The organism is Oryzobacter faecalis (assembly GCF_046764005.1).
GTDB classification, from domain to species: domain Bacteria; phylum Actinomycetota; class Actinomycetes; order Actinomycetales; family Dermatophilaceae; genus Oryzobacter; species Oryzobacter faecalis.
The window spans coordinates 289,736-315,008 of the sequence record NZ_JBKOFW010000003.1 but is presented as its reverse complement, the minus strand read 5'-3'; the positions used below and the strand labels follow the sequence as shown (position 1 = coordinate 315,008).

The 25,273-nt window shown below is 71.6% G+C and carries 23 protein-coding genes; 7 read left to right on the top strand and 16 right to left on the bottom strand.

Annotation, left to right across the window (positions count from 1 at the left end):
• Positions 1-2 precede the first annotated feature (2 nt).
• The 6 genes from ACK8HX_RS08175 to ACK8HX_RS08150 form a co-directional block, all read right to left on the bottom strand.
• On the bottom strand, positions 3-818 hold the full coding sequence (locus ACK8HX_RS08175) for a carbohydrate ABC transporter permease (protein ID WP_411940184.1): 816 nt from the start codon (positions 816-818) through the stop codon (positions 3-5).
• A 10-nt stretch (positions 819-828) separates the two neighbouring features.
• Entirely contained in the window at positions 829-1,782 is a 954-nt protein-coding gene (locus tag ACK8HX_RS08170) for a carbohydrate ABC transporter permease (protein WP_411940183.1), read from the bottom strand.
• A gap of 2 nt (positions 1,783-1,784) precedes the next feature.
• On the bottom strand, positions 1,785-3,107 hold the full coding sequence (locus ACK8HX_RS08165) for an ABC transporter substrate-binding protein (protein ID WP_411940182.1): 1,323 nt from the start codon (positions 3,105-3,107) through the stop codon (positions 1,785-1,787).
• Positions 3,100-4,560: a hypothetical protein gene (locus tag ACK8HX_RS08160; RefSeq protein WP_411940181.1), complete on the bottom strand. Its 1,461-nt coding sequence runs from the start codon at positions 4,558-4,560 to the stop codon at positions 3,100-3,102. The genes ACK8HX_RS08165 and ACK8HX_RS08160 overlap by 8 nt, the downstream gene beginning before the upstream one ends.
• Positions 4,557-5,456, bottom strand: coding sequence for an aldolase (locus ACK8HX_RS08155; RefSeq protein WP_411940180.1), 900 nt, complete (start codon positions 5,454-5,456; stop codon positions 4,557-4,559). The genes ACK8HX_RS08160 and ACK8HX_RS08155 overlap by 4 nt, the downstream gene beginning before the upstream one ends.
• Before the next feature lie 64 nt (positions 5,457-5,520).
• On the bottom strand, positions 5,521-6,435 hold the full coding sequence (locus tag ACK8HX_RS08150) for a PfkB family carbohydrate kinase (RefSeq protein WP_411940179.1): 915 nt from the start codon (positions 6,433-6,435) through the stop codon (positions 5,521-5,523).
• Positions 6,436-6,542: 107 nt separating this feature from the next.
• On the opposite strand from ACK8HX_RS08150, the gene ACK8HX_RS08145 reads away from it, so the two are divergent.
• Positions 6,543-7,343, top strand: coding sequence for a DeoR/GlpR family DNA-binding transcription regulator (locus ACK8HX_RS08145; protein ID WP_411940178.1), 801 nt, complete (start codon positions 6,543-6,545; stop codon positions 7,341-7,343).
• 21 nt (positions 7,344-7,364) lie between these two features.
• Here the strand turns inward: ACK8HX_RS08145 and ACK8HX_RS08140 are convergent, their stop codons facing one another.
• A complete protein-coding gene (locus ACK8HX_RS08140) occupies positions 7,365-8,699 on the bottom strand; it encodes an amidohydrolase family protein (RefSeq protein WP_411940177.1) in 1,335 nt (444 codons plus the stop codon).
• Between the two features lie 99 nt (positions 8,700-8,798).
• Between ACK8HX_RS08140 and ACK8HX_RS08135 the strand changes: the two genes are divergently transcribed.
• The gene (locus ACK8HX_RS08135; RefSeq protein WP_411940176.1) at positions 8,799-9,485 is read left to right on the top strand and encodes a GntR family transcriptional regulator; all 687 of its coding nucleotides are present in this window, start codon (positions 8,799-8,801) and stop codon (positions 9,483-9,485) included.
• Positions 9,486-9,504: 19 nt separating this feature from the next.
• Here ACK8HX_RS08135 and ppsA read toward each other — a convergent pair whose 3' ends face one another.
• From ppsA to ACK8HX_RS08105, 6 genes are all read right to left on the bottom strand, one after another.
• On the bottom strand, positions 9,505-11,934 hold the full coding sequence (gene ppsA, locus ACK8HX_RS08130) for a phosphoenolpyruvate synthase (RefSeq protein WP_411940175.1): 2,430 nt from the start codon (positions 11,932-11,934) through the stop codon (positions 9,505-9,507).
• Between the two features lie 49 nt (positions 11,935-11,983).
• Positions 11,984-12,820 (bottom strand): pyruvate, water dikinase regulatory protein, encoded by an 837-nt coding sequence (locus ACK8HX_RS08125; protein WP_411940174.1) that lies wholly within the window; start codon positions 12,818-12,820, stop codon positions 11,984-11,986.
• Between the two features lie 271 nt (positions 12,821-13,091).
• The gene (locus ACK8HX_RS08120; RefSeq protein ID WP_411940173.1) at positions 13,092-14,096 is read right to left on the bottom strand and encodes a glycoside hydrolase family protein; all 1,005 of its coding nucleotides are present in this window, start codon (positions 14,094-14,096) and stop codon (positions 13,092-13,094) included.
• A gap of 3 nt (positions 14,097-14,099) precedes the next feature.
• The gene (locus ACK8HX_RS08115) at positions 14,100-15,029 is read right to left on the bottom strand and encodes a carbohydrate ABC transporter permease (RefSeq protein ID WP_411940172.1); all 930 of its coding nucleotides are present in this window, start codon (positions 15,027-15,029) and stop codon (positions 14,100-14,102) included.
• 2 nt (positions 15,030-15,031) lie between these two features.
• Positions 15,032-15,946 carry a carbohydrate ABC transporter permease gene (locus tag ACK8HX_RS08110; protein ID WP_411940171.1) on the bottom strand — a complete coding sequence of 305 codons (915 nt, stop codon included), beginning with the start codon at positions 15,944-15,946 and terminating at the stop codon, positions 15,032-15,034.
• 94 nt (positions 15,947-16,040) lie between these two features.
• Positions 16,041-17,309: an ABC transporter substrate-binding protein gene (locus ACK8HX_RS08105; RefSeq protein ID WP_411940170.1), complete on the bottom strand. Its 1,269-nt coding sequence runs from the start codon at positions 17,307-17,309 to the stop codon at positions 16,041-16,043.
• A 168-nt stretch (positions 17,310-17,477) separates the two neighbouring features.
• On the opposite strand from ACK8HX_RS08105, the gene ACK8HX_RS08100 reads away from it, so the two are divergent.
• Entirely contained in the window at positions 17,478-18,500 is a 1,023-nt protein-coding gene (locus tag ACK8HX_RS08100) for a LacI family DNA-binding transcriptional regulator (RefSeq protein ID WP_411940169.1), read from the top strand.
• Positions 18,501-18,505: 5 nt separating this feature from the next.
• Here the strand turns inward: ACK8HX_RS08100 and ACK8HX_RS08095 are convergent, their stop codons facing one another.
• Positions 18,506-19,717, bottom strand: a complete 1,212-nt coding sequence (locus ACK8HX_RS08095; protein ID WP_411940168.1) for a glycoside hydrolase family 32 protein — start codon at positions 19,715-19,717, stop codon at positions 18,506-18,508.
• 311 nt (positions 19,718-20,028) lie between these two features.
• Here ACK8HX_RS08095 and mtnC point away from each other — a divergent pair, with 311 nt between their 5' ends.
• The 4 genes from mtnC (at position 20,029) to ACK8HX_RS08075 (ending at position 22,512) form a co-directional block, all read left to right on the top strand.
• Complete coding sequence (gene mtnC, locus ACK8HX_RS08090; protein ID WP_411940167.1) at positions 20,029-20,781, top strand: acireductone synthase; 753 nt, start codon at positions 20,029-20,031, stop codon at positions 20,779-20,781.
• Positions 20,778-21,392 (top strand): methylthioribulose 1-phosphate dehydratase, encoded by a 615-nt coding sequence (mtnB, locus tag ACK8HX_RS08085; RefSeq protein WP_411940166.1) that lies wholly within the window; start codon positions 20,778-20,780, stop codon positions 21,390-21,392. Before mtnC ends, mtnB begins: the two co-directional genes overlap by 4 nt.
• A 34-nt stretch (positions 21,393-21,426) precedes the next feature.
• On the top strand, positions 21,427-22,011 hold the full coding sequence (locus ACK8HX_RS08080; RefSeq protein ID WP_411940165.1) for a 1,2-dihydroxy-3-keto-5-methylthiopentene dioxygenase: 585 nt from the start codon (positions 21,427-21,429) through the stop codon (positions 22,009-22,011).
• 267 nt (positions 22,012-22,278) lie between these two features.
• Positions 22,279-22,512: a hypothetical protein gene (locus tag ACK8HX_RS08075; RefSeq protein ID WP_411940164.1), complete on the top strand. Its 234-nt coding sequence runs from the start codon at positions 22,279-22,281 to the stop codon at positions 22,510-22,512.
• Between the two features lie 208 nt (positions 22,513-22,720).
• Here the strand turns inward: ACK8HX_RS08075 and ACK8HX_RS08070 are convergent, their stop codons facing one another.
• Both ACK8HX_RS08070 and ACK8HX_RS08065 read right to left on the bottom strand, forming a co-directional pair.
• Positions 22,721-24,223 carry a PucR family transcriptional regulator gene (locus ACK8HX_RS08070; protein ID WP_411940163.1) on the bottom strand — a complete coding sequence of 501 codons (1,503 nt, stop codon included), beginning with the start codon at positions 24,221-24,223 and terminating at the stop codon, positions 22,721-22,723.
• A 7-nt stretch (positions 24,224-24,230) separates the two neighbouring features.
• Positions 24,231-25,265 (bottom strand): DUF917 domain-containing protein, encoded by a 1,035-nt coding sequence (locus tag ACK8HX_RS08065; protein ID WP_411940162.1) that lies wholly within the window; start codon positions 25,263-25,265, stop codon positions 24,231-24,233.
• Positions 25,266-25,273 lie beyond the last annotated feature (8 nt).

Here is a 25,273-nt window from a genome sequence, read left to right as displayed (position 1 = left end):
GCTCACCCCTTCACGGCACCGGCCGTGATGCCGGCGACGAAGTAGCGCTGCAGGAAGACGTAGGTCACGACGATCGGGGCCGACGCGACGACGACACCGGTGAAGAGCAGCGGGTAGTCCGTGAGGAACTCGCCCTGGAAGGAGAGCAGGGCGACAGGGATCGTGCGCTTGTCCGCCTCGTTGATGAACAGCAGCGGGTAGAGCAGGTCGTTCCAGTGGATGACGAAGAGGAAGATCGCCGTCGCGGCGAGCGAGGGCACCGACACCGGCACCACGACCGAGCGGTAGGTGCGCCACGGACCGGACCCGTCGACCGACGCGGCCTCGAACAGCTCCCTGGGCAGGGTCTTGAGGAAGCCGGTGAGGATGAACACCGCGATCGGCAGCGTGACGACGATGTTGATGAGCACGAGGCCGACGAGGGAGTTGGTGAGGCCGAACGTCTCGAACTGCACGTACTGGGGGATCATGTTCGCCTGCGCCGGCACCGCCATCCCGAGGACGATGAACCCGAAGAGCAGGGCGCTCCTCCACCCCGAGGTCCGGCTGATCCCGTACGCGGCGAGGCTGGACACGAACAGGGTGAGCGGGACCGACAGGCCGGTCACGATGACGCTGTTGCGGAACGCGGTACCGAGGCCCGACTCTCCGACGACCCTCTGGTAGTTGCCGCCCTGCCAGTCCGTGGGCGGCGTGAAGGGTGAGGCGAACAGGGCCTGGCTCGTCTTGAACGAGCCGAAGACGACCACGACGAGGGGGACGACGACGAGGACGGCGTAGACGCCGAGCACGGCGCGACGGGTCAGGGTGTAGCTCACGGTTCTCTCCTCACGCGTCCGGGCTGCTTGCCTTGACGGACCGGCGCTGGATCCAGGTGATGACGGCGATCAACGCCATGAAGACCAGCGACTCGGCCGCGGCGTAGCCGAACTGGGAGTTGGCGAAGCCCGAGTAGATGCGGGTCGACAAGATGTCGAGCGAGCCCTTGGGCGGGTTGCCCCCGAGCCCGAGGATCAGGTCGAAGGCCTTGAACGACTGGACGGTCGTGTACGCCATGACGACGGCGGTGGCGGGGGCCACCATCGGCAGCGTGACGTGCCGGAACTGCTGCCACCGACTCGCGCCGTCGGTCTGCGCCGACTCGTAGAGCTCGGCGGGGATCTGCTGCAGCCCCGCGATGTAGATGATCATCATCTGCCCGACGTGGAACCACACCTGGGTCACTGCGACCCAGTAGATGGCCTGGGTGTCGTTGCCGAGGAAGGCGCTCTGGAACCGGTCGAGGCCGACGGCCCCGAGGACGGAGTTGATGAGACCGAAGTTGGGGTCGTAGACGAACTTCCAGACGAAGGCGACGGAGACGCTCGACAGGATCGTCGGGAAGAAGAAGATCGACCGCAGCGCGACGGAGGAGCGGCTGTTCTTGGAGAGGAACACGGCGAGCGCGAGCGAGAAGGCCGTCTGGAAGACGACGACGACGAGCATGAACTTGAGGTTGTTGCCCAGTGCGTTGCGGAAGAGGGAGTCGTTCGTCGCGATGTTCACGAAGTTGTCGACACCGACGAACCGCGCTGTGGGGCTGAAGCCGTCCCAGTCGGTGACGGAGTAGACGACTCCCTGGACCGTGGGGGCGACGAAGAATGTGATGTAGAGGACGAGTGCCGGGACGGGGAACAGCCAGAGCGCCGGGTGGGCCCTCTGGGGTCCCCGGCCACGCGAGCGCCGCGCGGTCCGGGTGCGCGCTCGCGTGGCGGGGCCCGCGGGGACGAGCGTGGTCGACATGGTCAGCGCAGCTTCTGGTCGATGATGCCCTGGGCCTCGTCGGCCGCCTGCTCGGGCGAGGTTCCCGAGACGACCGCGACGCACGCGGCCTCCACGGCGGCCCGGATGTCGAGGTCGTTGAACTGGAAGCGCGGCGCCAGCATCGTCTTCTTCTCCAGCCACGGCGCGTTGTGCTTGAGGTCGGCGTTGGTGTACTCGACGTCCTTGACGGTGACGTGCTGGGCAGTCCCGTTGGCGTACACCGCCGCGTTGACCGGGTCGGAGAGGAACTCCAGCCACTTGAGGGCGGCCGCCTGACCCGTGCCGGCGGTGTTGACCCCGAGGATGAACGTCGCGTTGTAGATGCCCTCGTACCTGGCGCGGTCGGCCGACACGGTGATCGGCGCGATGAGACCGATGGGGAACTCGGCACCGAGCTTGCGCACCGCGCTGATGTGGAACGAGCCCGTCGCGAGCATCCCGGCCTTGCCGCTGGCGAACAGCTGCTGCAGCGGCTCCGAGCTCGTGCCCGTGGAGTTCGACCCGAAGTACGGCGTCAGCTGCTGGTACTGCTTGAGCGTGCCGAGGAACCAGTCGTCGGTGGCCTTGGCGGCGCCGGCCTCGATGTCGGCGAAGGCCGTGTCGTTCGGCATGTTGTTCATGACCATCGAGTTGATGAGCTGGCCCGCGTTGGCCGGCTCGCCGCCGGGCCAGGCGATGGGGGTCAGCCCCTTGCCCTTGAGGGTCTCGCACAGGGCGAGGAAGCCGTCCCAGTCACCGGGAAGCTCGCTGACCCCGGCGGACTCGAAGGCGTCCTCGTTGAAGAGGGGCATGTTGAAGACCAGCTGGTAGGGCAGGCCCATCTGGGCGCGGTTCGGTGCCTGACCGGCCTTGATCAGCTCGGCGAAGTAGCCGTCGATGAAGGGCTGGGACCCCAGCCCGGCGTAGAGGCCGGCCTTGTTCATCGCGACGAACTGGGCGCCGCGGAACGCGACGAAGGCCGTGCCGATCTTGCCGCCCCTGATCTTCTGCAGGGCGGTGCTCTGGTAGTCGTTCGACGGGGCGATGTCCTGGATGACGTCGGCCTCGGGGTTCTCCTTGCGGAAGGCGGCGATGAGGGTGTCGAAGACCGCCTTGTCCTCGGCGCGCCAGTGCGCGAAGGAGACGGTGCCGGTGGCCTTCTCGGCCGACACGGGGGCGAGGGCGTCGGCGGCCGTGGTCGCGGCGCCGCTCGCGCCCCCGGTGGTGATGGTGGGCCCGACGCAGGCCGAGAGCGCCCCGCCGAGGCCGAGGGCGCCGAGGCCATGGAGGAAGCGGCGGCGGTCGATCGAGAACTGGTCAGACATCGTTGTCTCCTTCGGTTCCTGAGGGAAGACCCCAGTCCACGACGGGGATCCCGACGAGGTCCGCGACGGCCCGCAGCTGCGGACGGACGTCGGACCACGCGAGCACCGTGTGGTGGGGAAAGCCACCGGTCACGAGGCCGGTGACGAAGGTGGTCGCGTCGGTGGCGAGCCGGACGGCGGCCGTGTTGCCCTGGAAGCGGTTGGGCTCCGCGACGGACTCGCCGGCGGCGAGGAGCAGTCGGAGGTGTCCCGGGCGGGAGGGGTCCTCGGTGAGCCGGGCCATGCACACCGGTCCGGTGCGCAGGGGGAAGTTGCCGGCCACGCCGAGCTTGCGGTTGCAGTGGGTCGTCTGGGTCGCCTCCGCGGGGTCGGCGGCGAGCGAGGTCGCGGCTGCGCCGCAGTGCCAGAGCCGCACGACGTCGCGGTCGGCGTCGAGCTCGACGGTGTCGACGAGGTAGGTCGTGCCGGAACCGGCCGCCTCCATGAGGAGCATGGTCACGGCCCCGTAGACGTCGCGCTCGCACGCGGTGGGGGTGCCCTCGTCGGCCACACGGGACAGGGACGAGCACGGGCAGGCGCCGAGCTGGGTCGGGAACTCCGGCCAGCACCGGATCGCCATCCCCGACAGGTCCCGGCCGTCGCGCCAGCCACGCATCGCGGTGGTGATCCGCGCGGAGGTGAGCGCCTGTCCCTGGTCGACCGTGCCCAGGCTGGGCTGGGCCTCCAGGGCCTGGCCGTGCTCGCTCGTCGCGTCGTCCGCGTCGACGTCTGCGACCCGGGAGAACATGTCGTCGACGGTGATCTGCTCGACCTCGACTCCGAACAGCCGCGCCACGAGGTCACCGTCGTACTGGCTGGGCGTGAACCCCGGGGGCGCGTCCCCGACGAGGCCCAGCCGGCGCCCCGCGAGCGAGGCGAGGACGGCCTCGGCGGCGGTCCGGTCGGCCCGCGGGCCGGTTGCCGTGGGTGCCGGGACGACCTCGGGCAGCCGACCCCGGAGCGCGGCCTCGAGGGTGCGGCGGGTCCCCTCCTCGTGGGGGTCGCCGTGGACGAGCCGGGGGGCCCTGCCGGCGTGCACGACGAGGGCGTGGCCGAAGAGGTTGGCGCCGCACATGGAGTTCAGCCACAGCCGGTCACCCACCGGCCCGGGCTCGCGGAAGGACCACAGCAGCACGGGCTGGTCGAGCTCGCCGTAGAGCTCGAGGGCCGGGGTCGCGTCGGAGAAGGAGGCGCAGACGTTGACGACGAGGTCGGCGGGCACCGCGAGGAAGGGCTTGGCGGCGGCGACGTCCTCGGGGGTCATGACGAGGCCCTCGGGACCGGTGACCTCGGCACCGAGCTCGGTGAGGAGCGCGCGTGCCTCTGTGGCCAGCCGTTCGGCGACGTCGACCCGGAAGGTGGGCCTGGCGGTGGCGACGACGACGACCCGCGGGGCGGCGGCGAGCGACGTCATCGCCGAACCAGCTCGTCGACGAGCTCGCCGAGGCGCTGCAGGCGCGGCACGGAGACCTCGTGGAGGTCGCGCTCGAGGTCGGCGCTGCCGATGACGGAGGCCCAGACGGCACGGCCGGCGAGGAAGCCCGAGGCGCCCTCGCGGCAGGCGAGCTCGACGGCGCGCGGGAAGAGCTCGGCGGGCACGCCCGAAGAGAGGACGACCCAGGGGGAGGACACCGCCGCGGTGATCTCGGCGCACGCGCGCCGGATCTCGTCCTCGTCGCCCTGGCCCTTGCGCGGCACCTCGGCCTTGTAGAGGTCTGCGCCCAGCGAGCCGAGCTCGCGAGCGGCCTCGACGACGCAGGTGTCCCAGTCCCATGCCCCTCCGCCGCGCGGAGCCTTCGCCACGGGCTCGATGATGCTGACGAGCCCGGCGGCGCGGCACCGGTCGACGAACTCCTCGACCATCTCGATGCGGCCGGAGGCCGCTTCGTCAGGGCGGTGGATGACGAGGAGCTTCATCGCGACCGCACCCTGGTCACGCACCGCGGCCGGGTCGACGGCGCGGTCGATCTCGACGGCGGTGACGAACTCGCCGTTGCCGGCGATGAAGTGGTCGGCAGCCGCGATGAGGCCGCAGGACGGGGCGACCGCCCCGGAGTCGACGACGGCGTCGAAGGCGAACTGCTTGTCGACGAGCACCGCGGACGCGTGGGGGGTGAGGACGCGCGTGGCGGCGACCTTGAAGTCGGTGAGCTGCTCGTCGGTGACGGGCGCGCTCTGGTGCTCGGCGAACATCGCCCGCATGGCCTCGCGCTGGTCGACGGCCAGCATGGCGAAGCCGCCACCGGGGCGCGCCACGGCCTCGAGCCCGTGTCGCGTGGCGGGCGTGGTCGCGGTGGTGGGGTCGGTCATCGGTTCTCCTGGGTTCTGGGTCGCTGCGGACACGGTTCGGACGGCCGGGGGCAGGGTGGGTGGTTCACGACCCCTGAGGGTCGGGGGCCGGGGTGAGTGCCTCGAGCACTTCCGCCAGGTCCGGGATTCGCGACCTTCCGTCGAGGCCGCGGCACGAGAGGGCGGCGGTCACGTTGGCGTAGGCCAGCTGCTCCTCGAGCGGGAGATCGCGGACGACGGCGGTGACGAGGGCGCCGTGGAAGACATCCCCGGCGCCGAGGGTGCTGAGGACCTCCACGCGGTGCGCGGGGGCGTGGGCCGAGCGGCCGGTCGAGGTGAGCGCGTACGAACCGCGCGACCCGTCGGTCGCCACGACGGTGTCGCAGCCCTCCGCGAGCGACGCCGCGAGGAGGTCCTCGACGCTGCGCCCGGCGCCATGGCGGCGGGCGAGCGCCTCGACCGTGGGGACGTGCAGGCCGACACCGCGGGCATCGAAGCCGGGGATGTCGTTGCCCGCGTCGACCGAGAGCAGCTGCCCGGCCTGGACGAGGCCGGAGCGGTGCACCGGCTCCCAGCCGGCGTGGTCCACGTGGACGACGGGCGCCCGCGCGATGAGGGCCGCGCCCCGCGTGATGTCCAGGCGCGGCGCCGGCCGGTTGCAGATGGCACGGGTCCCCCGGGTGCGGTCGACCACGACGACGCTCGCCGCCGTCGCCGCGTCGGCGACGACGGTCACGCCGGAGACGTCGACGCCCTCGGCCTCCAGGCCCGCGAGCACCGCGCGACCGTTGGCGTCGTCCCCGACGGTCCCGACGAAGGCAGCGCGGACGCCGTGGCGCGCCGCGACCACGGCGGAGGTGGCGGCCGGACCCCCACCGGCGTAGACGACCTCGTCGGCCACGACCCTCTCGTCGGGGTGCGGGAAGCTCGGGACGAGCGCGATGGCGTCCAGTGTCGCCACTCCGACGAAGACCGCTTCGACGCCTTGACCGTGGACCATCCGCTCAGTACTCCTTTGCACCGATCGCTTGACGATGTTGCAATCTTATCTCTAGATGTTGGAAAGTCAACACCTTGATGTCGATTGTCTCCCGTTATGCTGGGACGGTGCCCGGACCTCCCAAGACGCCCGACCTCGAGCCCGGGGGCTCGGCCCCCGAGCGGCGCCGCCGCATCCTCGAGAGCGTCGAGCACGCCGGTTTCGTCTCCGTGACCGAGCTGACCCGGCGCCTCGGGGTGTCGGACATGACGATCCGGCGGGACCTGCGCAAGCTGGCCGGCGAGGGCCGCGTCCGCGTCGTGCACGGCGGCGTCAGCGGCCTGCGCCCCGCCCTCCACTCCCCGGCGTTCACGAGCCGCGCGCACGAGCACGCGCCCGGCAAACAGGCCATCGGCATGGTGGCAGCCCGCTCGCTGTCACCGTCGGCCACCGTCGCCATCGACGCCGGCACGACCACCTACGCCGCGATGCAAGCCCTCCCCGAGGACTTCCGGGGCACCGTCGTCACGCACTCGGTGCCGGTCATGCAGTTGGCGCTGGCCCGCGGCATGAGCCGGCTCGTTGGCCTGGGGGGCGAGCTCCTCCTCGACAGCCAGGCCTTCATCGGGCCCCGGACAGTGGAGTCCATGCGGGGCCTGCGCGTCGACACCCTCTTCCTCGGCGCAGCCGCCGCCGACGAGCACGGCATCTACGTCTCCACCGACCACGAGCGGCCCACCAAGCTCGCCCTCATGTCGATCGCGCAGCGCACCGTCCTCCTCGTGGACGAGAGCAAGTTCGCTGCCTCCGCCCCGGTGCTGCTCTGCGGGTGGGACGCCATCTCCGGGGTGGTCAGCGACGTCCCGCCCCCGCCATCGCTGACACGCAGGCTCGAGGCCCTCCCGGAGGGCCTGCTCCTCGCAGGTTGACCGGCCCCGAGGCGGCCGCCGTCAGAGCTCGTTGCGGGCGACGACGCCCTGGGCCACCACGAGGGAGACCCGCTCGAGGGCACGGTCGTCCTGCAGCGGGTCCGTGTCGACGACGACGACGTCGGCCCGGTGACCTCGGGAGAGACGGCCCACCTGGCCCGTGAGCCCGAGCAGGGACGCCGCGTGGGTGGTCGCGGCGCGGACCGCGTCGAGCCGGGGCAGCCCGGCCTCGATGAGCAGGCGCACCTCGACCCCGATCGGGTCGACGTCCGTCCCGAAGGAGTCGGTCCCGGCCACGACCGTGACACCGCGCGCGTGGGCCTCGCGGATCGCCGCCTGCAGGACCGGGACGTACTCGCGGCCGCGCGCGGCGAGGACCGGGTTGGGCGACTCGCTCAGGCCCACGATCGCCGCGGTGGTCGGCGTGAAGAAGGTGCCCCGCCGGGCCATGAGGTCGATGGTGGAGTCACCGACGAACACACCGTGCTCGATGCTGCGGACCCCGGCCCGGACGGCGCCGTCGATGCCGGCCTCGCTGTAGGCGTGGCACAGCACACCCCGCCCCCGGGCGGCCGAGACGACGGCGGCGATCTGCTCGCGGTCGTAGACGAGCTCGGTCGGGTCCTGCTCGGGCAGGCCGGCGCGCGGGTTGGCCCGTGTCTTGACGACGTCGACCCCCCGGGAGAGGTTGACCCGGGTCAGGTAGGCCAGGTCCGAGGTCGAGCGGACCCCGCCCGCGAGGGCGGCCAGCGGCGCGAGGGCGGGATCGGCGAGCACCGTGTCGCCCAGCTGCGGCGAGACGAACACCCCGGCCGCGCGCATCCGCGGCACCGACCCGGGCGCCCAGTCGACGAGCGGTCGGAGGGCGACGTCCTGGTAGAACGAGGACGACCCGCTGCGCACGGTGGTCGCCCCGGCCCGCAACACCGCCCTCGCGTCGGCGAGCGCGTTGACGTGGACGTGGACGTCGACCAGACCCGGGAGCACCCACCTGCCGTGGACCTCGATGGTCTGCGCCCGTCCGGCCACCCGGGCCACCGCGGCACGGGTCTCGTCGCGCGTCCCGGCTGCTGCGACGACGCCCTCGTCGAGGACGACGACGGCGTCGGGCGTGACGTGGCCGGTCAGCGGGTCGAGCATGGTCCCGCCGACGATCAGCAGGGCCCCGGGACGCGCCGGGCGACCGTGGTAGCGCGGCGCCGGGGGCGCGTCGCCCGACGCCGCCTCGGCCGCCGGTGCCCCGAGGACGCTCGCGGTGGACAGGCCGGCGAGCGCCGCGGCCCCGGCCAGGACGTTGCGCCGGACGACACCGGGCGCGGGGTGGACGACGGCGGCGTCGTGGTCGTGCAGGCACATGGGGGGCTCCTCGTGTTCGGTAGGACGCGGCGCGGCGGGTGGCGCCGCGTCGACCTTTTGGTATACCTAAGTGGTATACCAAAAGAGAGGGGTGGGGCAATGGCTACCGACCGGAAACATCCGGGGGCGCTGCGCGAGGGCGTGCGCGACGCCATCCGCGAGCTCGTCATCTCGGGCGAGCTGCCGCCGGGGAGCCGGCTCGTCGAACGGCAGCTGGCGAGTCGGCTGGAGGTGTCGCGGGTCCCCGTCCGGGAGGCGTTGCGCCTCCTGGAACGCGAAGGCCTCGCCGAGGAGCGCCCCACCGGTGGGATGGTGGTGCGCCGACTCAGCGATGACGACCTCGAGACCCTCTACGAGGTGCGGACTGCCCTGGAGGACGTCCTGTGCCGGCGCCTGGTCCGGACCCTCGACGACGACGGGCTGGACCGGCTCCAGGCGGTGGTCGACGCGACGACCGCGGCCATCGACGCCGGCGAGGTCGCGACGGCGGTCCGCGAGAACGCCCGCTTCCACGAGCTCCTCGTGGCGGAGTCCGCCAGCCGCATCCTCGAGTCGGTCATCGAGCCGGTCGCCGGACGGCTGCGTTGGATGCTGAGCCAGCACGGCGACGTCCGCGGGATGAACGCCGAGCACCAGGCCATCCTCACCGCACTGCGCGACCGCGACGCCGAGGCGGCCATCGAGGCCTGCCGGATCCACCTGGTCAGCAGCCGGGCCGAGTCCGCGGTCAGGCGCTGGACCCCGGCCGGCGTCGTGGGCACGCCCGGGGAGGCCGCTCGGCCGTGACGCGCGACCCCTCGGTGGGTCAGGTCGGTCCGGCTCCACGTGCGTCGGAGCGCTCCTCGCCCCGGGCGTCCCTCGTGTGCTTCGCGAGGCGCAGCCAGGTCTCGACGACGGTGTCGGGGTTGAGGGACATGGACTCGATGCCCTGGTCGAGCAGCCACTCGGCGAGGTCGGGGTGGTCGGAGGGCCCCTGGCCGCAGATGCCGACGTACTTGCCGCGGGCACGGCAGGCCTCGATGGCCATCGAGAGCATCCGCTTGACGGCCGGGTTGCGCTCGTCGAACCCGCCGGCGACGAGGGCGGAGTCGCGGTCCAGGCCGAGGGTCAGCTGGGTGAGGTCGTTGGACCCGATGGAGAACCCGTCGAAGTGGTCGAGGAAGGCGTCGGCGAGGACGGCGTTGGAGGGGACCTCGCACATCATGACGACCTGCAGGTCGTTCTCCCCCCGGCGCAGCCCGTGCGCGGCGAGGAGGTCGATGACGCCCTCGGCCTCCTCGGTGGTCCGCACGAACGGGATCATGATCTTGACGTTCGTCAGGCCCATCTCGTCGCGGACGTGGCGCAGCGCCTCGGCCTCCATCGCGAAGCACTCGGCGAAGTCGGCCGACAGGTACCGGGCGGCGCCCCGGTAGCCGATCATCGGGTTCTCCTCGTGCGGCTCGTACCGCGAGCCCCCGAGGAGGCCGGCGTACTCGTTGGACTTGAAGTCCGACATCCGCACGATGACCGGCTCGGGAGCGAACGCGGCGGCCAGCATCGAGATGCCCTCGGCGACGCGCCGGACGAAGAAGTCACGCGGGCTGTCGTAGGCGGTGATGAGCGACTCGATCTCGGCGCGCAGCCCGGGCTCCTGGTCCTCGAGCTCGAGCAGCGCCCGGGGGTGGATCCCGATCTGCCGGTTGATGATGAACTCGAGCCGGGCGAGGCCGATCCCGCGGTGCGGCAGGCGGGAGAACTCGAACGCCTGGTCGGGGGTGCCGACGTTCATCATGATCCTCACGGGGATCTCGGGCATGTCGTCGAGCGCGGTCTCGGTGACGGTGAACTCGCGCAGACCGTCATAGACCCGCCCGGTGTCCCCCTCGGCCGCCGAGACGGTGACCTCCTGACCGTCGGCCAGTGAGGCTGTCGCAGAACCGGTTCCGACCACAGCGGGGATGCCGAGCTCGCGGGCGATGATCGCCGCGTGGCAGGTGCGCCCACCGCGGTTGGTGACGATCGCGCTCGCCCGCTTCATGATCGGCTCCCAGTCGGGGTCGGTCATGTCGGCGACGAGGACCTCGCCGGGGACGAAGTCGTGCATCTGCTCGGCCGACCCCAGGACCCGCACCGGGCCGGCGCCGATCTTCTGGCCGATGGCGCGGCCCTCGGCGAGCACCGGGCCGCGCTCGACCATCGTGTACCGCTGCAGCACCGAGCCGCCCTGCCGGGACTTCACCGTCTCCGGGCGCGCCTGGAGGATGTAGAGCTTCCCGTCGAGGCCGTCGCGCCCCCACTCGATGTCCATCGGCCGGCCGTAGTGCTCCTCGATGGACACCGCGTAGCGGGCGAGCTCGGTGACCTCGTCATCGGTCAGCGACAGCAGCGGCCGCTCGGCAGGGTCGACCTCGACGAACTCGGTCGTGCGCCCCACCTCGGCGTCGTCGGTGTAGACCATCTTCGTGGCCTTGTCGCCCACGCCCCGTTTGAGGATCGCAGGGCGACCGGCGGCCAGTGCGGGCTTGTAGACGTAGAACTCGTCGGGGTTGACCGCGCCCTGCACGACCGCCTCCCCCAGTCCGTAGCTGCTCGTGACGAACACCGCGTCGGGGAAGCCGGACTCGGTGTCGATGGTGAACATCACCCCTGAGGCGCCGACGTCGGAGCGGACCATGCGCTGCACGCCCGCCGACAGCGCGACCGCGGCGTGGTCGAAGTCGCTGTGCACCCGGTAGGCGATCGCGCGGTCGTTGTAGAGCGAGGCGAAGACACGCTTGATGGCGAGGAGCACCGCGTCGATGCCGCGCACGTTGAGGAAGGTCTCCTGCTGCCCGGCGAACGACGCGTCCGGCAGGTCCTCGGCCGTCGCGCTCGAACGCACGGCGAAGCTCGCGTCCGCCCCCTGCTCGCCGGCGAGCCGCTCGTACGCCTCCCGGATCTCGGCCTCGAGGTCGGGCGGGAACGGCTGCTCCTCGACCGCCTCGCGGATCCGGCCCCCGACGTCGGCCAGGGCTCGGGTGTCCTCGACGTCCAGCGCGGTGAGCATCGCGTTGACCCGGTCGGCCAGCCCCTCGTGGGCCAGGAAGCGCCGGTACGCCTCGGCCGTCGTCGCGAAGCCGTCGGGGACGCGCACCCCGGCCTTCGCCAGGTGCTGCACCATCTCGCCGAGGGAGGCGTTCTTCCCGCCGACCGACTCGACGTCGCCGAGCCCGAGGTCGGCGAACCACGCCACGTTGTCACTGCTGCCGCTCACGGCTGCTCCTTCTCGACGGGCGGCGAGGACGCCGCTTCGGTCCCCGGGGTCACAGGAGGCCCGGGAGCTTGCTGGACTGCATGATGACGGCCGCCATCTCCTCGACCGACATCGACGCCGAGTTGATCGACGGGATCCGGTGGGACCGGTACAGCGCCTCGGCGCGGCGCAGCTCGTAGCTGCACTGCGCGAGCGACGCGTAGCGCGACCCGGGCCGGCGCTCCCCCCGCACCTGGCTCAGCCGCGCCGCGGTCGACAGCAGCCCGAAGCACCGGTCGGCCAGACCCCGGATCGGCCGCGGCAGGTCACCGGTGTCGAAGTCCTCGTCCACGAGCGGGTAGTTGGCCACCTTCAGGCCGTGCTGCAGGGCCAGGTACATCGACGTCGGCGTCTTCCCGCACCGCGACGGCGCCACGAGGATGAGGTCGGCCGCCTCCAGGTGCCGAAGGCTCGCCCCGTCGTCGTGCTCCATCGAGTACTCGATGGCCTTCATCCGGGCGTCGTACCGCCGCGTGTCGCCCAACCCGTGCAGGGCCGCGGCACCGTGCGTGGCGTTGACGCGCAGCACCCGCTCCACGGTGTGCAGGTGGGACCCGAACAGGTCGATGAAGGCGCCGCGCGTCTCCTGCAGCACCTCCCGGACCGACTCGTCCGAGACGGAGGAGAAGACCAGCGGGGTCACCGAGTCCGTGCACGCCTCGTCGAACACCGCCCGCACCTCGCGGGCCCGTTCCACCGTCGTCACGAACGGGAACTTTCGCCGCTGGAACGCCACCGACGGGAACTGCGCCAGCATGAGGTTCCCCAGCGTCTCCGCGGAGATCCCGGTTCCGCCGGCGACGAAGAACACCGGAGTGCTGTCCGACGCAGCCGATCCCTCGCTCATTCCGACACCCTCCACCGCGAGAGCCCGTCGGGGCAACCGCGGCTCCGCGAACCGACGAGCACCAGACCGGGTCGACCGAGGACACCCGGAGCGTCGAGGTCGTTCGCGCTCGTGGACGTGGGCTGATGAAGGCTGCGCGAACCGGCTGAAGGGACCGCCGGGAGCCGTCGCCTCATTCGGCGGCTCCCGGCGGTGGCCATGGGGGCGTCCGGCTGGTCGCGCTGCCGTGCGTCACTCGGTGACGGCACGCGCGTCGACGGGCGCTGCGTCCTCAGCCGACGTCCGGGACCGCGGGCTCGCCGTCGAGGGTCGACAGCACGAGCCGGTCACCGGCCCAGGACGCCCGCATCGGGTCGGTGATCTCGCCGACGAACTCCCCGTCCACGACGTTGCGGAAGGCGAGGAACCTGGCCTCGCCGGTGTCGCGGTCGTCGATGAACTTGCCGACGTACAGCGAGCCGTCGGTCAGCTGCTGGGCGCCGGCGATGTCGAAGGGCCCGGTCACGGACGGCGCGGCGGTGACCCAGACACCGGGGTCGGGCGCCGAACGCAGCTGCGCCCCAGCGGGGTTCGCGACCCGGCGACCGTTGAAGACGAGGACGTCGCGACCGGCCACGCGAGCCAGCTGGAACACCTCCAGCTCACCGAAGCCCTGGCCCGGTCCGGTGAGCGGCGGGCGCAGCTCCCACGAGACGAGGTCCGGCGACCATGCGTGCCCGACCACGCCGCGGTCGACGGTGTCGTCGGGCGCACCCGGCGGCCCGTCCGCCGACCGGGCGGTGATGAGCATGTGCCATCCCTCGCCGCCGGGGTCGGCCACGACCCACGGGTCACGGAACGCCTCGTCGTGCCAGTGCCCGTCCTCGGCGAGCTCGTACCACCGGGGGTCCGCCCGCAGGACGGGCCCGGGGTCCTTGGTCCACGTCGTCAGGTCCGGCGAGGTGGCGCACCCGATCGTCTGGACGACGAGCTCCGTGACGGGGTCGACGGTGGCGCCGGTGTAGAACATGCACCACGGTCCGTCGGGGTGGCGCACCACGGATCCCGTCCAGATCGCCAGGTCGTCGAACGCCGGCGCGTCACTGCGGACGAGGGCGTCGGCCACCCGCTCCCAGCGGGTGAGGTCGTCGGAGACCGCGTGTCCGACCGAGGCCCGGCGGTGCCTGGCCTCGGGGTCCTTGAGGGCGCGGGACGCGTAGAGGAAGAACAGGTGGTAGGTCGACCCGTCGTCGACGAGCCAGCTGTCCCAGACCCACGCGTCGGGCAGTCGGAGCACGGTTCAGCCCTTGACGCCGCTGGAGGCGATCGAGTTGATGAAGGCCCGCTGGAAGGCGACGAAGAGCATGAGGACGGGGACGGTGATCATCGTGGCGTAGGCCATGATCTGGCCCCAGGAGACGTTCAGCTGCTTGAAGTAGTCGATGCCCACCATGACCGGACGCAGCTCCTCGGACTGCACCGCCATCAGCGGCCAGAGGTACTGGTTCCAGGTGGGCAGGAAGGTCAGGATGGCCACCGTGGCGACGGCCGGACCCGCGAGCGGCATGACGATGCTGCGGTAGATCCGGAACCACCCCGCACCGTCGACCGTCGCCGCCTCGTCGAGCTCCTTCGGGATCGAGTCGAAGTACTGGTAGAAGAGGAAGATCGAGAACGCGTTGGCGATGAACGGGATGATCTGCACCTGGTAGGTGTCCAGCCATCCCTCCTCGAACCCGTTGGGGCCCCAGAAGGGGAGCTTGTTCGACCACCAGAGCAGCGGCAGCGCGAGGGTCTCGAAGGGGACGATGAGCGTCGCGAGGATGACGCCCAGGACGATCCCGCTGCCACGGAACTTGATGCGCGCCAGGGCGAATGCCGCCATCGAGTTCACGATGACGCCGAGGACGACGGTGACGACCGAGATGATGATGGAGTTGAGCATGAACGTCGCGAACGGCACGCGGTCGAAGACCCCGGTGTAGTTGTCCAGCGACAGGTCGCCGACGGGCAGGAACGCCCCGACGCCGTCGAGGTCGGAGAAGATCTGGGCGTCCGGCTTGAAGCTCGACACGATCATGAAGAGCAGCGGCAGCCCGAAGACGAGGCAGAGGAGGACCCGCAGGGCCACCCCGAGACCGAATCGCCAGGAGCGCTGGGAGGTGGAGTCCTCGCCGGCGACGTGGGCCGGCTCGACCGCGGTCTCCGCGACGTGGGGGAGGGTGGTCATGATCAGTCCTCTCGGGTCAGTCGGCGCTGGATCAGGGTGACGACCAGCACGAGGGCGAAGAACGCCAGGGAGATCGCCGACGCGTAGCCGGTCTGCTGCTGCTGGAAGCCGGTGCGCACGGCCATGAGCACGACCGTCGACGTCGAGTCCAGCGGCCCGCCCTGGGTCATGATGTTGACCTGGGTGAACAGCGAGAACGCGGCGATCGTGATGGTGATGAGGATGAAGGTGCGCGTCTGGCGCAGGCCCGGCCACGTCACGTAGCGGAACTCCTGCCACGTGCTGGCGCCGTCGAGCTTGGCGGCCTCGTACAGCTCGGGCGCGACGGTCTGCAGCCCCGAGAGCCAGATGACCATGTGGAAGCCCATGGCCTGCCATGCGGACATGAGGATGATGGCGATGAGTGCCGTGTTGGGGTTGCCGAGCCAGTCGGGGCCGTCGATGCCGACCTTGGCGAGCACCTGGTTGATCAGCCCCTGGTCCTGGTACATGAACAGCCACAGCATGGACACGACGACCATGGACGTGACGACGGGCAGGAAGTACACCGTCCGGAAGAAGTTGACGCCGCGCATCTTGACGTTGACGAGCAGGGCCAGCCCCAGCGCACACGCCGACTGGAAGGGCACGATCACCACGGCGAAGAGGATGGTGTTGCGCAGGGACTTCCAGAACGTCGCGTCCTCGAAGAGCCGGGCGAAGTTGTCCAGGCCGATGAACTCGGCCGGTCGCGGTGAGATGAGCCGGGCGTCGGTGAACGCCAGGAGGAAGGTCAGCCCGATCGGGATGAGCAGGAACGTGACGAGCAGGACCGCGGCCGGCAGGAGCATGAGCAGGGCGGTGTTCCTGGACGAGCGCTTCTTGGTGCCGGTTCGTTGCCGCGTCTCGCTTCGCGGCCGGTCGAGGGTGGTGGTCATCGTTGACCTCCTTGCGGGTTGGAGCCGATGAGGGCGGTCGCGGGGACGGCGTCGCTGCGCCGTCCCCGCGACCCGGTGTCGGTGGGACGTGGGCCTACTTGAAGTAGCCGTTCGACTTCTGGTTGGCGTCGATGTTCTTGACCGCCTGGTCGAGTGCTGACTTGGGGTCGGCGCCGTTGATGATGTCCTGCGCCGTCTTGGTGAACTCGGTGGCGATGAACGGGTAGCCGGGCGTCACCGGGCGGAGCACCGCGTACTTCTTCGCGTACTCGAGGAAGATCTGGTTCTCGCCGTCGGGGCCGTAGCCGGCGACGGTGGCAGCGGCGGCGTCCGTCGCGGGGATGTTCTTGGTGTCCCCGGCGACCTTGGCGACGTACTTGTCCTGGGCGGCGAACTTCATGTAGTCGAGCGCCCCGGCGGTGTCCTGGCAGTTGGCGGAGATGCCCCACTGCCACGAGCCGCCGCCGATCTTCGGGCCCTGGCCGAGGTCCGGCGGGGGAAGGAAGAGCGTGTCGTCCTTGAAGGCCGTCCGGGTGTCGGTGGCCGTCCAGGTGCCGTTGTAGAGGATCGCGGTCTTGCCGTTGATGAAGTCCTTGGCCGGGTCGGCGCCGGACTTGAGCGGGGCGAGGCCGTCCGCGACGAGGCCGTGGAACCAGGTCGCCCACTCGACCGCCTCCGGACCGTTGAGCACACCGTCGGCCGACTCGTACGAGTTCCGGTCGATGAGGTCGCCGCCGAAGCTCTGGAGCATCGGCGAGTAGGCGTAGGGCCACCACTCGCCGGTGAAGCTCGTCGCGAGGTCGAGCGGGTTGGCGTACTTCCCGGACTGCTTGATCTTCGTCAGTGCCGCCGTGAACTCGTCCTTCGCCCACGGCTGGTCGATCGTGGGGATCCGGATGCCGTAGGCGTCGAGGATCGACTTGCGGGTGACCATGACGAGGGCGACGTCGTAGTACCCGTAGGAGTAGGTCTTGCCCTCGTACTTGCCGATGACGCTGGGCAGGAAGGTCGACAGCGTGGAGTCGAGGCCCTCGAGCGGGGCGAGGTAGCCGGCCCAGGCCCAGTTCGGCACGTTGGGCCCGTCGATGTCGAGGATGCAGGGCAGCTTCTTGCTGGCGGCGGCGGCCACGACGGACTGGTTGTAGGAGTCCTGCGGGAAGGCCTGGACCTTGACCTGGTACTTGGTCTGGCTCTTGTTGTAGTCGGCGACGATCGACTCGATCGCCGCGAGCTCGGCCTTGTTGCCGGCGTTGTGGGTCCACATCGTCAGCTCACCGCCACCTCCACCCGACGACGCGCTGGAGCCGCCCTTGGCGCAGGCGGCGAGCGAGACGGGAAGTGCGGCGGCGAGCAGGCCGACCACGACGCGACGAGCCGTCGAACCGCGACGGCGGGAAGTGGGATGCATGTCGTCCTCCGGTTGAGACAGGTCCAGCACCGTTGCTAAAACCTTTCAGCAGAACGTAGCAGAGCCCGCGGCCTTCGACAACCCCTTGCTAAATCCGTTTCATCGGCGGTTATGCTCCTGCCCATGTCGACCAAGCGCGTGACCCTGGCCGACGTCGCCGCGCGCGCCGGGGTGTCCAAGACCGCGGTCAGCCTCATCCTCAACAACCGCCCGGGGTCGCGGCTGTCGGAGGACGCGGTCGCGCGGGTGCAGGAGGCGGCGGAGGCGCTGCGGTACCGGCCCAACCCGGCGGCCCGGTCGCTCCGCCTGGGGCGCACGACCACCATCGGGTTCATCTCCGACGAGGTCACGGTCACCCGGTTCGCCTCCGCGATGATCCGCGGCCTGCTCGACGTGGCCGACGAGCACGACCACGGGGTGCTCATCGCCGAGACCGGCCAGCACCCGAAGCGGTTCGAGGACGCCCTCGAGTTCATGATCGACCGGCAGGTCGAGGGGATCGCCTTCGGCTCCCTCACCGCCCGCCAGATCGACCTGCGCCCCCTCCCGGCCACGATCCGAACCGTCGGGGTCAACTGCACGAGCGACACGCTCCAGGCCACGGTCCTGCCGGCGGAGGAGGTCGCCGGGCGCGCCATCGCGCAGAGCCTCCTCGATGCCGGGCACCGGCGCATCGCCATCATCGGCAACGCCCCCATCGCCTGCTCGGACCCGCGGATCTCCGTGACGATCCCCTTCCGGCTCGAGGGGATCAACGCCGCGCTGCGGGACGCCGGGGTCGACCCTGTCGCCGTCCTCGACTTCGAGGAGTGGGAGCCGTGGCACGGGTACGACGCCACGAGCGAGCTGTTGCGGTCGGGCACGCCGTTCACGGCCCTCATCTGCCTCAACGACCGGATCGCCTTCGGAGCCCAGCAGGCCCTGCAGAAGGCGGGACTCGAGGTGCCCCAGGACGTCTCGATCGCGTCGTTCGACGACGACGAGATCGCGTCCTACATGCGACCGGGGCTCACGACGGCCCGGCTGGACTACGAGCAGATGGGGCGCCGGGCCATGGAGCTGCTGCTCGGCACGGACACCCCCGAGGGTCAGCACCTGGTCCCCATGGAGGTCCAGGTCCGCGGGTCCATCGCGTCGCTGGCCTGACCGCCTCAGCGCGACAGCTGGGATCCCGCAACAGCCGCTCCCGTGCAGACCTCGAGGACGGGCCCGTCGAGGATGACGGTGAGGTCGCCGACCGCCTCCCCGTAGTGGGCGGGCAGGCGGACGTGCGTGGCTCCCACGTTGACGATGACCTCGTCCCGGCCGGTCGTCACCTCGACCTGGCCGTGCGGCGTGCCGCTCAGCGCGTCGATGTCGACGAGGACCAGCCCGTCCTCGGCCGCGGCGGCTCCGGCGGCGGCCACGACGTCCGGGTGCGGGCTCAGCCGCAGCGACCCGTCGACGACCCCGAGCCGGTAGGGGATGCTCAGCGCGCCCGACCACCCGGCATCGAGGTCGGCGACGCCGCGGATCCAGAAGATCACGCAGGGTGCGTCCTCGGCGTCGCGGAACACCGTCGCCGCGTAGTGGCCGCCGCCGTGCGAGATCTGGGTCCAGCGCGAGTTGACGAACCGGCCGTCCTCGAGGCGGCCCACCGCGGCCAGCGCCTCCCCGGTGATGCCGTCCATCCACGAGTTGGTCAGGAGGACCTCGTGCCCGTCGACCTCGACGAGGTGTGGGCACTCCCAGGCCGTGCCGAGCCAGGGGCCGTCGTTGCGCGGTACTCCCACGGCGAGCTCGCCCGCGTAGGTCCAGGTCGCCAGGTCGTCCGACAGCCACGTCAGCACCACGGGGCTGCCGTCGGTGAAGCCGGCGCCGACGACCATCCGCCAGCCGCTGCCTTCACGCCGCACCGAGGGGTCGCGGAACACCGCGATGCGCTCGCGGGTCACGTCGTCGAGGGGCAGGTGCACCCGGTCGCCGCTGGTCCACCGCCGCCAGTCGTCGCTGTCCGGGACGGCCGTGCGGACCGCAGCACGCTCGAGGTCGGGCCCCCGGGTGGAGCTGTAGAGGATCACCGCCTTGCCGTCGGCATCGAGGACGAGGGTGCCCGTCCAGCAGCCGGTCTCGTCGGGGGCCGGCACGAGGGCGGTCCCCTGGTGCTCCCACCGGAGGAGGTCCGTCGACGTGGCGTGTCCCCAGCTGATCTCCGGCGCCCACGAGGGCCGGTCGGGGACCGCCTGGTGGAACAGGTGGTAGACGCCGTCGCGGTGGACGACCCCGTGGGGGTCGTTGAGCCACCCCGACGGGGGGGTGAGGTGCAGGGCCGGGCGCCCGTCGTCACGGGGGGACCGGCCGGCCGGGTCGACACCTGGGTTCACGTCTGATCCTCTGGTTGCTAAATGGTTTCAGCGAGGGTAGCAGGGGATCCCGGCCGCGAGGGCGCATCGATGGCCCGGGCCGGCTGGCGCGGGCCGGACCCCGAGCGGTCGACGACGAGCGGCAGGCAGTGGTCGGCGCGTTCGTCCGCGTGCGGACGGAGCAGGACGATGGCTGCTGACGCGGCGACCCGCCCCGGCCGTCTGCGTGCCGAGGACGGTTAACCTCCTGTCGAGGCCTGCCCGCCACGCCGGAGCGATTGACGACACCGTCAGGGTGGCCGTCGCTCGCCGAGACCGTCCCCGGAGGAGACATGACCCCGTCCGAAGCCGAGCCCGTCGAGGTGACGGCAGGGTGCGTCGTCCTCGACATCGAGGGCACCGTCAGCCCCACGTCCGCCGTGCTCGGGACACTCTACGACCACGCCCGGCCGCGGCTCGGTCCGTGGATCAGGGACCACGGCGACGACCCGGTCGTCCGCCGCGCCGTCGCGGACGTGCGACGCGAGGCCGGCCTGCCGGACGACACCCCGGTCGAGGACCTGGTCCGTGTCCTGCACGGGTGGATGGACTCCGACGTCAAGGCGACCCCGCTGAAGACCCTGCAGGGGCAGATCTGGGCCGAGGGGTTCGCGGCCGGCGACCTGGTCGCGCCCTTCTTCGACGACGTCGCACCGGCGCTGCGCGCCTGGCACGAGTCCGGCGTCCGGCTGGCGTGCTTCTCGTCGGGATCGGTCGCGAGCCAGCGGCCCTGGTTCCGGCACACCGACGTCGGCGACCTGTCCGACCTGGTGGAGGACTACTTCGACACCGCGAACGCCGGTCCCAAGCGGGAGGCGGCGTCGTACCGGCGGATCGCCGACGCACTCGGCGTCCCCGCGGGCCTCGTCTTCCTCTCGGACGTCCCCGCGGAGCTCGACGCCGCGGCGGAGGCGGGCTGGGTCACCGTCGGCGTCGCGCGCAGCGGCGAGCCGCAGGAGGACGCCGACTTCGGTTCCCACCCCGTCGTGGCGTCCTTCGCCGACGTCATCCTCCTCCCCGTGACCCTGGACCGGGGCGCGTCATGACGGTCGACCGCGACGCGGCCCTGGCCGCGGGCGCGCGGATGGCCGACACCGCTCGGCTCCTCGCGGCCCACGGCTGGATGCGTGCGACCTCGGGCAACCTCTCCGAGGTCGTCGCCGCGGACCCGCTGCGCGTCACGGTCACCGCGAGCGGTCTGGACAAGGCCGAGCTGACGCCCGAGTCCGTCGTGGTCGTGGACGGCGCCGGCCTCCCGGTCCCCGTCGAGGGCCTGGCCCCGCGGAAGCCGTCCGCCGAGGCCGCGCTCCACGCCCACATCGCCGCGGCGACGGGCGCGGGCGCGGTCGTGCACGTCCATGCGCTGGCAGCCGTCGTCGCCGGCCGCCGCTGGCCACGTGGCGTGCGTGTGCAGGGACTGGAGATGCAGAAGGCCCTCGGCCGTGCGGCCGACGACGACCTCCTCGTCCCCGTCATCGCCAACAGCCAGGACATGTCCGAGCTGGCCGACCGGTTCGACGACGCCTACGACCCCGCCACGCCCGGCGTGGTCGTGGCCGACCACGGCCTCTACGTGTGGGGGAAGGACCTGGTCCAGGCCCGTCACCGGACGGAATCGCTCGAGTGGCTGCTGTCGTTCCAGGTGCAGACCGCGTGAACCACCCGACCGACCGACGACCCAGGAGGACCCCGTGACCCTGCTCACCGTGTACACCGATGGCGACGCCCCCGAGAAGGTCCTCGAGTCCGAGGAGACCGAGGACATCGCGGTCGCGCTCAAGGAGATCGACGTGCGCTTCGAGCGCTGGGAGGTGGCCGAGGAGTTCGCCGCCGGCGGTGACCAGCAGGCCATCCTCGACCGCTACCGCGAGGACGTCGCCCGCGTCATCGAGGCCGAGGGGTACGTGCTCGTCGACGTCGTCCAGCTGCACCCCACCGAGGACCCGGGGTGGGAGGAGCTGAAGACCGCGGCCAGGAACAAGTTCCTCTCCGAGCACACCCACGACGACGACGAGGTGCGGTTCTTCGTCTCCGGCAGCGGCATCTTCTACCTGCACACGCAGGGCAAGGTCTACGCCGTGCTGTGCGAGGCCGGTGACCTGTTGAGCGTCCCCGCCAACACGACCCACTGGTTCGACATGGGGACCGAGCCCGACTTCACCGCCATCCGCTTCTTCCACGACGAGGACGGGTGGGTCGGCAACTTCACCGGCAACCCCCTGGCCGAGCGGATCCCCGGCTACGACCAGATCACGGAGGCACGCGCGCGTTCCTGAGGCCAGGAGGGCGTCGACAGCTCGCTCGCAGCCGCGGCATCCAGGAGGACGGTCGCGTTCGCGTGGGTCTGGAGCACACGAGCGGGACAGCGAGACCGCTGGCCATCGTCACGACCATCGGCGCGGTCTGCTTGAGCCCGAAGGCAAAGCTCTGCCGCCGTTGCGCGACGAGCTGGACGACGGCGGGTAGAGGCTTCATCGACAACCCGAGGCACCGTCGTCTGCCGGACCGGCTGGACACGGCTCGCCACAACCCGAAGGTTTCCCATGACGGTCTGGAGCACGACCGTTCGCGCCACTCACGTGCTGACGAACGCCGCCCTGGTTGGCGGCTCCCTCATGGGGGCCGTGGGACTCAACCCCGCGTCACGCGAGGGCGATGACGCGCGCGAACGGTCCCGAATCGCGGAGGAGGGATGGCGCCGCTGGGGTCCGGTCCAGGGAGTCGGGATCGGGCTGCACGTGCTGAGCGGCGTCGCGATCCTCGCCGACAACCGGTGACGAGGCCGCCCGGCACCGAGCCCGCGAGCTCTTCTCCCGGCTGCAGGTCCTGCAGTGGGCCACCCCCACGGCGACCGCCGGCCTGCTCGTCCTCGATGCCTGCCTCGGCGAGCAGCAGCGCGGTGTGGCCGGGCTCCTCGACCGGGCATCGAGGCTGCGCCGCCGGTGAGCCGGGAGTTCCCCTTCGAGTTCGATGCGAGCGACCGGGTCAGCGGAGGACCCGGCAGGCCAGCTGGAGGGCGAGGCGCGTCTGCGGGTCCAGGAGGTCGGCGCCCAGCATGGTCTCGATCCTTTGGATGCGGGCGCTCACGGTGTTGCGGTGCAGCCCGAGGCGGTGCGCCGTGGCGATGACCGTGGACTCCTCGTCGAGGTAGACGGCGAGGGTCTCGCGGTCCGCCTCGGTGAGGGGGGCGAGCAGTGACTCGGCCGCGGGGGCGAAGGTGTCGCTGCTCGTCCAGGAGAGCAGCAGCTGCTCGAGGCCGAGGCTGTCGATGGGGACGAACCAGCCGGTACGGGCCCGGTCGGCCGCGAGCCGGGCGGCGTCGCGCGCCTCGCCGAGGGTGGCGGCCAGCCCGACCGGTCCCGCTCGGAGCGAACCGACCCCCGTGGCCACCGGGAAGGTCTCGAGCGTCGCCGTGTGCACGGAGTGGAGATCACGGGTTCGTTGCGCGACCAGGGCCGGGCTGGGGGCCCGGGGCAGGGTCAACCAACCGATGACGCCCACTCCTCGGGTCGTCACGTGCGAGTCGACCGGGAGCGGTGCCAGCCGTGACGTCACGAACCGGAGCAGCTCGAGGGGATCGACCCGGCCGCGACCGACCATGCGGAACCCGAGGTGGTATCCGGTGGTCCGCCAGCCGTGCGCCAGCATCCGCTGCTCCACCTCGGGGTTGGTGTCGCCGCGGCTCTCGAGGAAGTCCCCGAGAAGGCCCGAGGCGCGGGACACGTCGCTGACCGACTCGACCTCGTCGACGAGGAGCCGGGCGGCGACGATGGGCATGAGCACCTCGACCGCGGTGGCCAGCGCGTTGCGGTGCGCCACACCGGCGTCCGGCCCGAACAGGGCGATCCGAAGTCCTTGGCGCGTGCGGCTCTGGACGGGAACCGAGGCAGCGACCCCGTCTGCGCTCTCCGCGACGTCGAGCCAGCGGTCGAAGTCGACCCGTTCCAGGAGGGAGGCAGGCATCGGCTCGCCGGCGGCCTGCAGCACGCCGTCACGGTCGACGAGCGCGATGCCCCGGCCCACGCCGGCGACGACGTGATGCAGGAGGTCGCCGAGGTCGTGCGCCTGGTACTCGATGGATCTGGCGATCCTGCGGACCGTGGCGAGGGTGAGGGCGTCGCGCGCCTCGTGGAGCTGCCAGCACGCCCGGGCCAGGCGGGTGGGGTGTTCCACGTGGAGGACGACGATGCCGAGGCGAGCGGCGAGCACCGTGCTGCCCTCGCCGACCGGGGGTCCGGTGAGGGCGATGCCGGTGAACCCGCGGTCGTGGACCCGGCGCAGCAGGGCGTCGACCTGCCAGGACGCGGAGGGGGCGGGGGCGACGAGGACGGCCAGCCCGTCATCGACCGACTCCGGCAGGTCCTCCTCGCCGACCTCGACGGCGACGCTCGCCCAGGCGGTCTCGACGGCCCGGCTCCCGGCGAGCAGCCTCAGGCCGCCGGTGTCGGGGTGCTCCAGCAGCGCCTCGAGGGTCAGTGCCGCGCTCACCGACGGTTCACCCGGCCTCCAGGCCCTCGAGGCCCCAACGGGCGGGCCGGGCCCGCGCCAGCCGGCGGGGGTCCGCCGCCCACCAGGCCGGTGCCGGCAGCTCGAGGACGACGACGTCCTTGCCCGGTGCCAGCTCGTCGACCTCGAGCGGGCTGCGGCTCACGGAGTCCAGCACGACGATGATCGTCGGGCTCGAGGCCACGACGACACCGTTGCGCACGACGGCGATGAACTCCGAGCGCGCCACGAGGCGGAGCACGTCCCCGGCCTCGGTCCGGAGCTCGTGCACCAGCACGTCCTCGGCGGCGTGCTCGGGTCCGCCCGCGACGATCCGTCCCACCCCGAGCAGGGTGCCGCCGAGCGCCGAGGCCAGCGCGGCCGGCGACCGCTGGTGGGCCTGGAGGTGCGACCGGCCGAGGGCGAGGGCGCGCTGGAGCCCCCGGGGTACGGCGTGCTCGAGGAGGTCACCGACACGGAACCCGCCGACGGCGAGCCCCGCCCATCCCCCGTTGCACAAGGTCGCGGTGCGCAGGACGCGTTCGAGGTCCTCGGGGCGGGAGGCGTGGACGAGGGCCACGCCACCGGCCCCCGTGGGAACCGCGGCGACCAGGTCGGGAAGGTCGTCGACGACGAGCGAGATCTGGTCGAGGTCGGGGAAGGCGCGACCCATGCCGTCGGCATCGACGATGGGCCGTTCCCCGGCGAGCTGGAGCGGTGCCAGCCCGTTCAGCCCGGCCCCCTCCACGGAGCACACGACGGAGCCGTGGACGCCGAGCCACCGCTCGACCGCGGCGATCGCCGGGGCGAACGGCGCCTCGTCCGGCAGCCGCTCCTCGAGGAGGAGCGTCGAGCCGACGTAGGCCACGGCGACGCACGGGCTATCGGGGTCGAGCTCGTCGACGCCGTGCACCTCGATCGGCCAGTCAGCCGTTCGATCCAGGACGAGGCGCGCGACCTCCGGCGACCCGCCCCCTCCCGAGCCGAGCAGCGCGAACCCGCGGGCGAGCGCCGGCAGGTCGTCGGCGTGCAGGAGCAGCGGCACCGCACCAG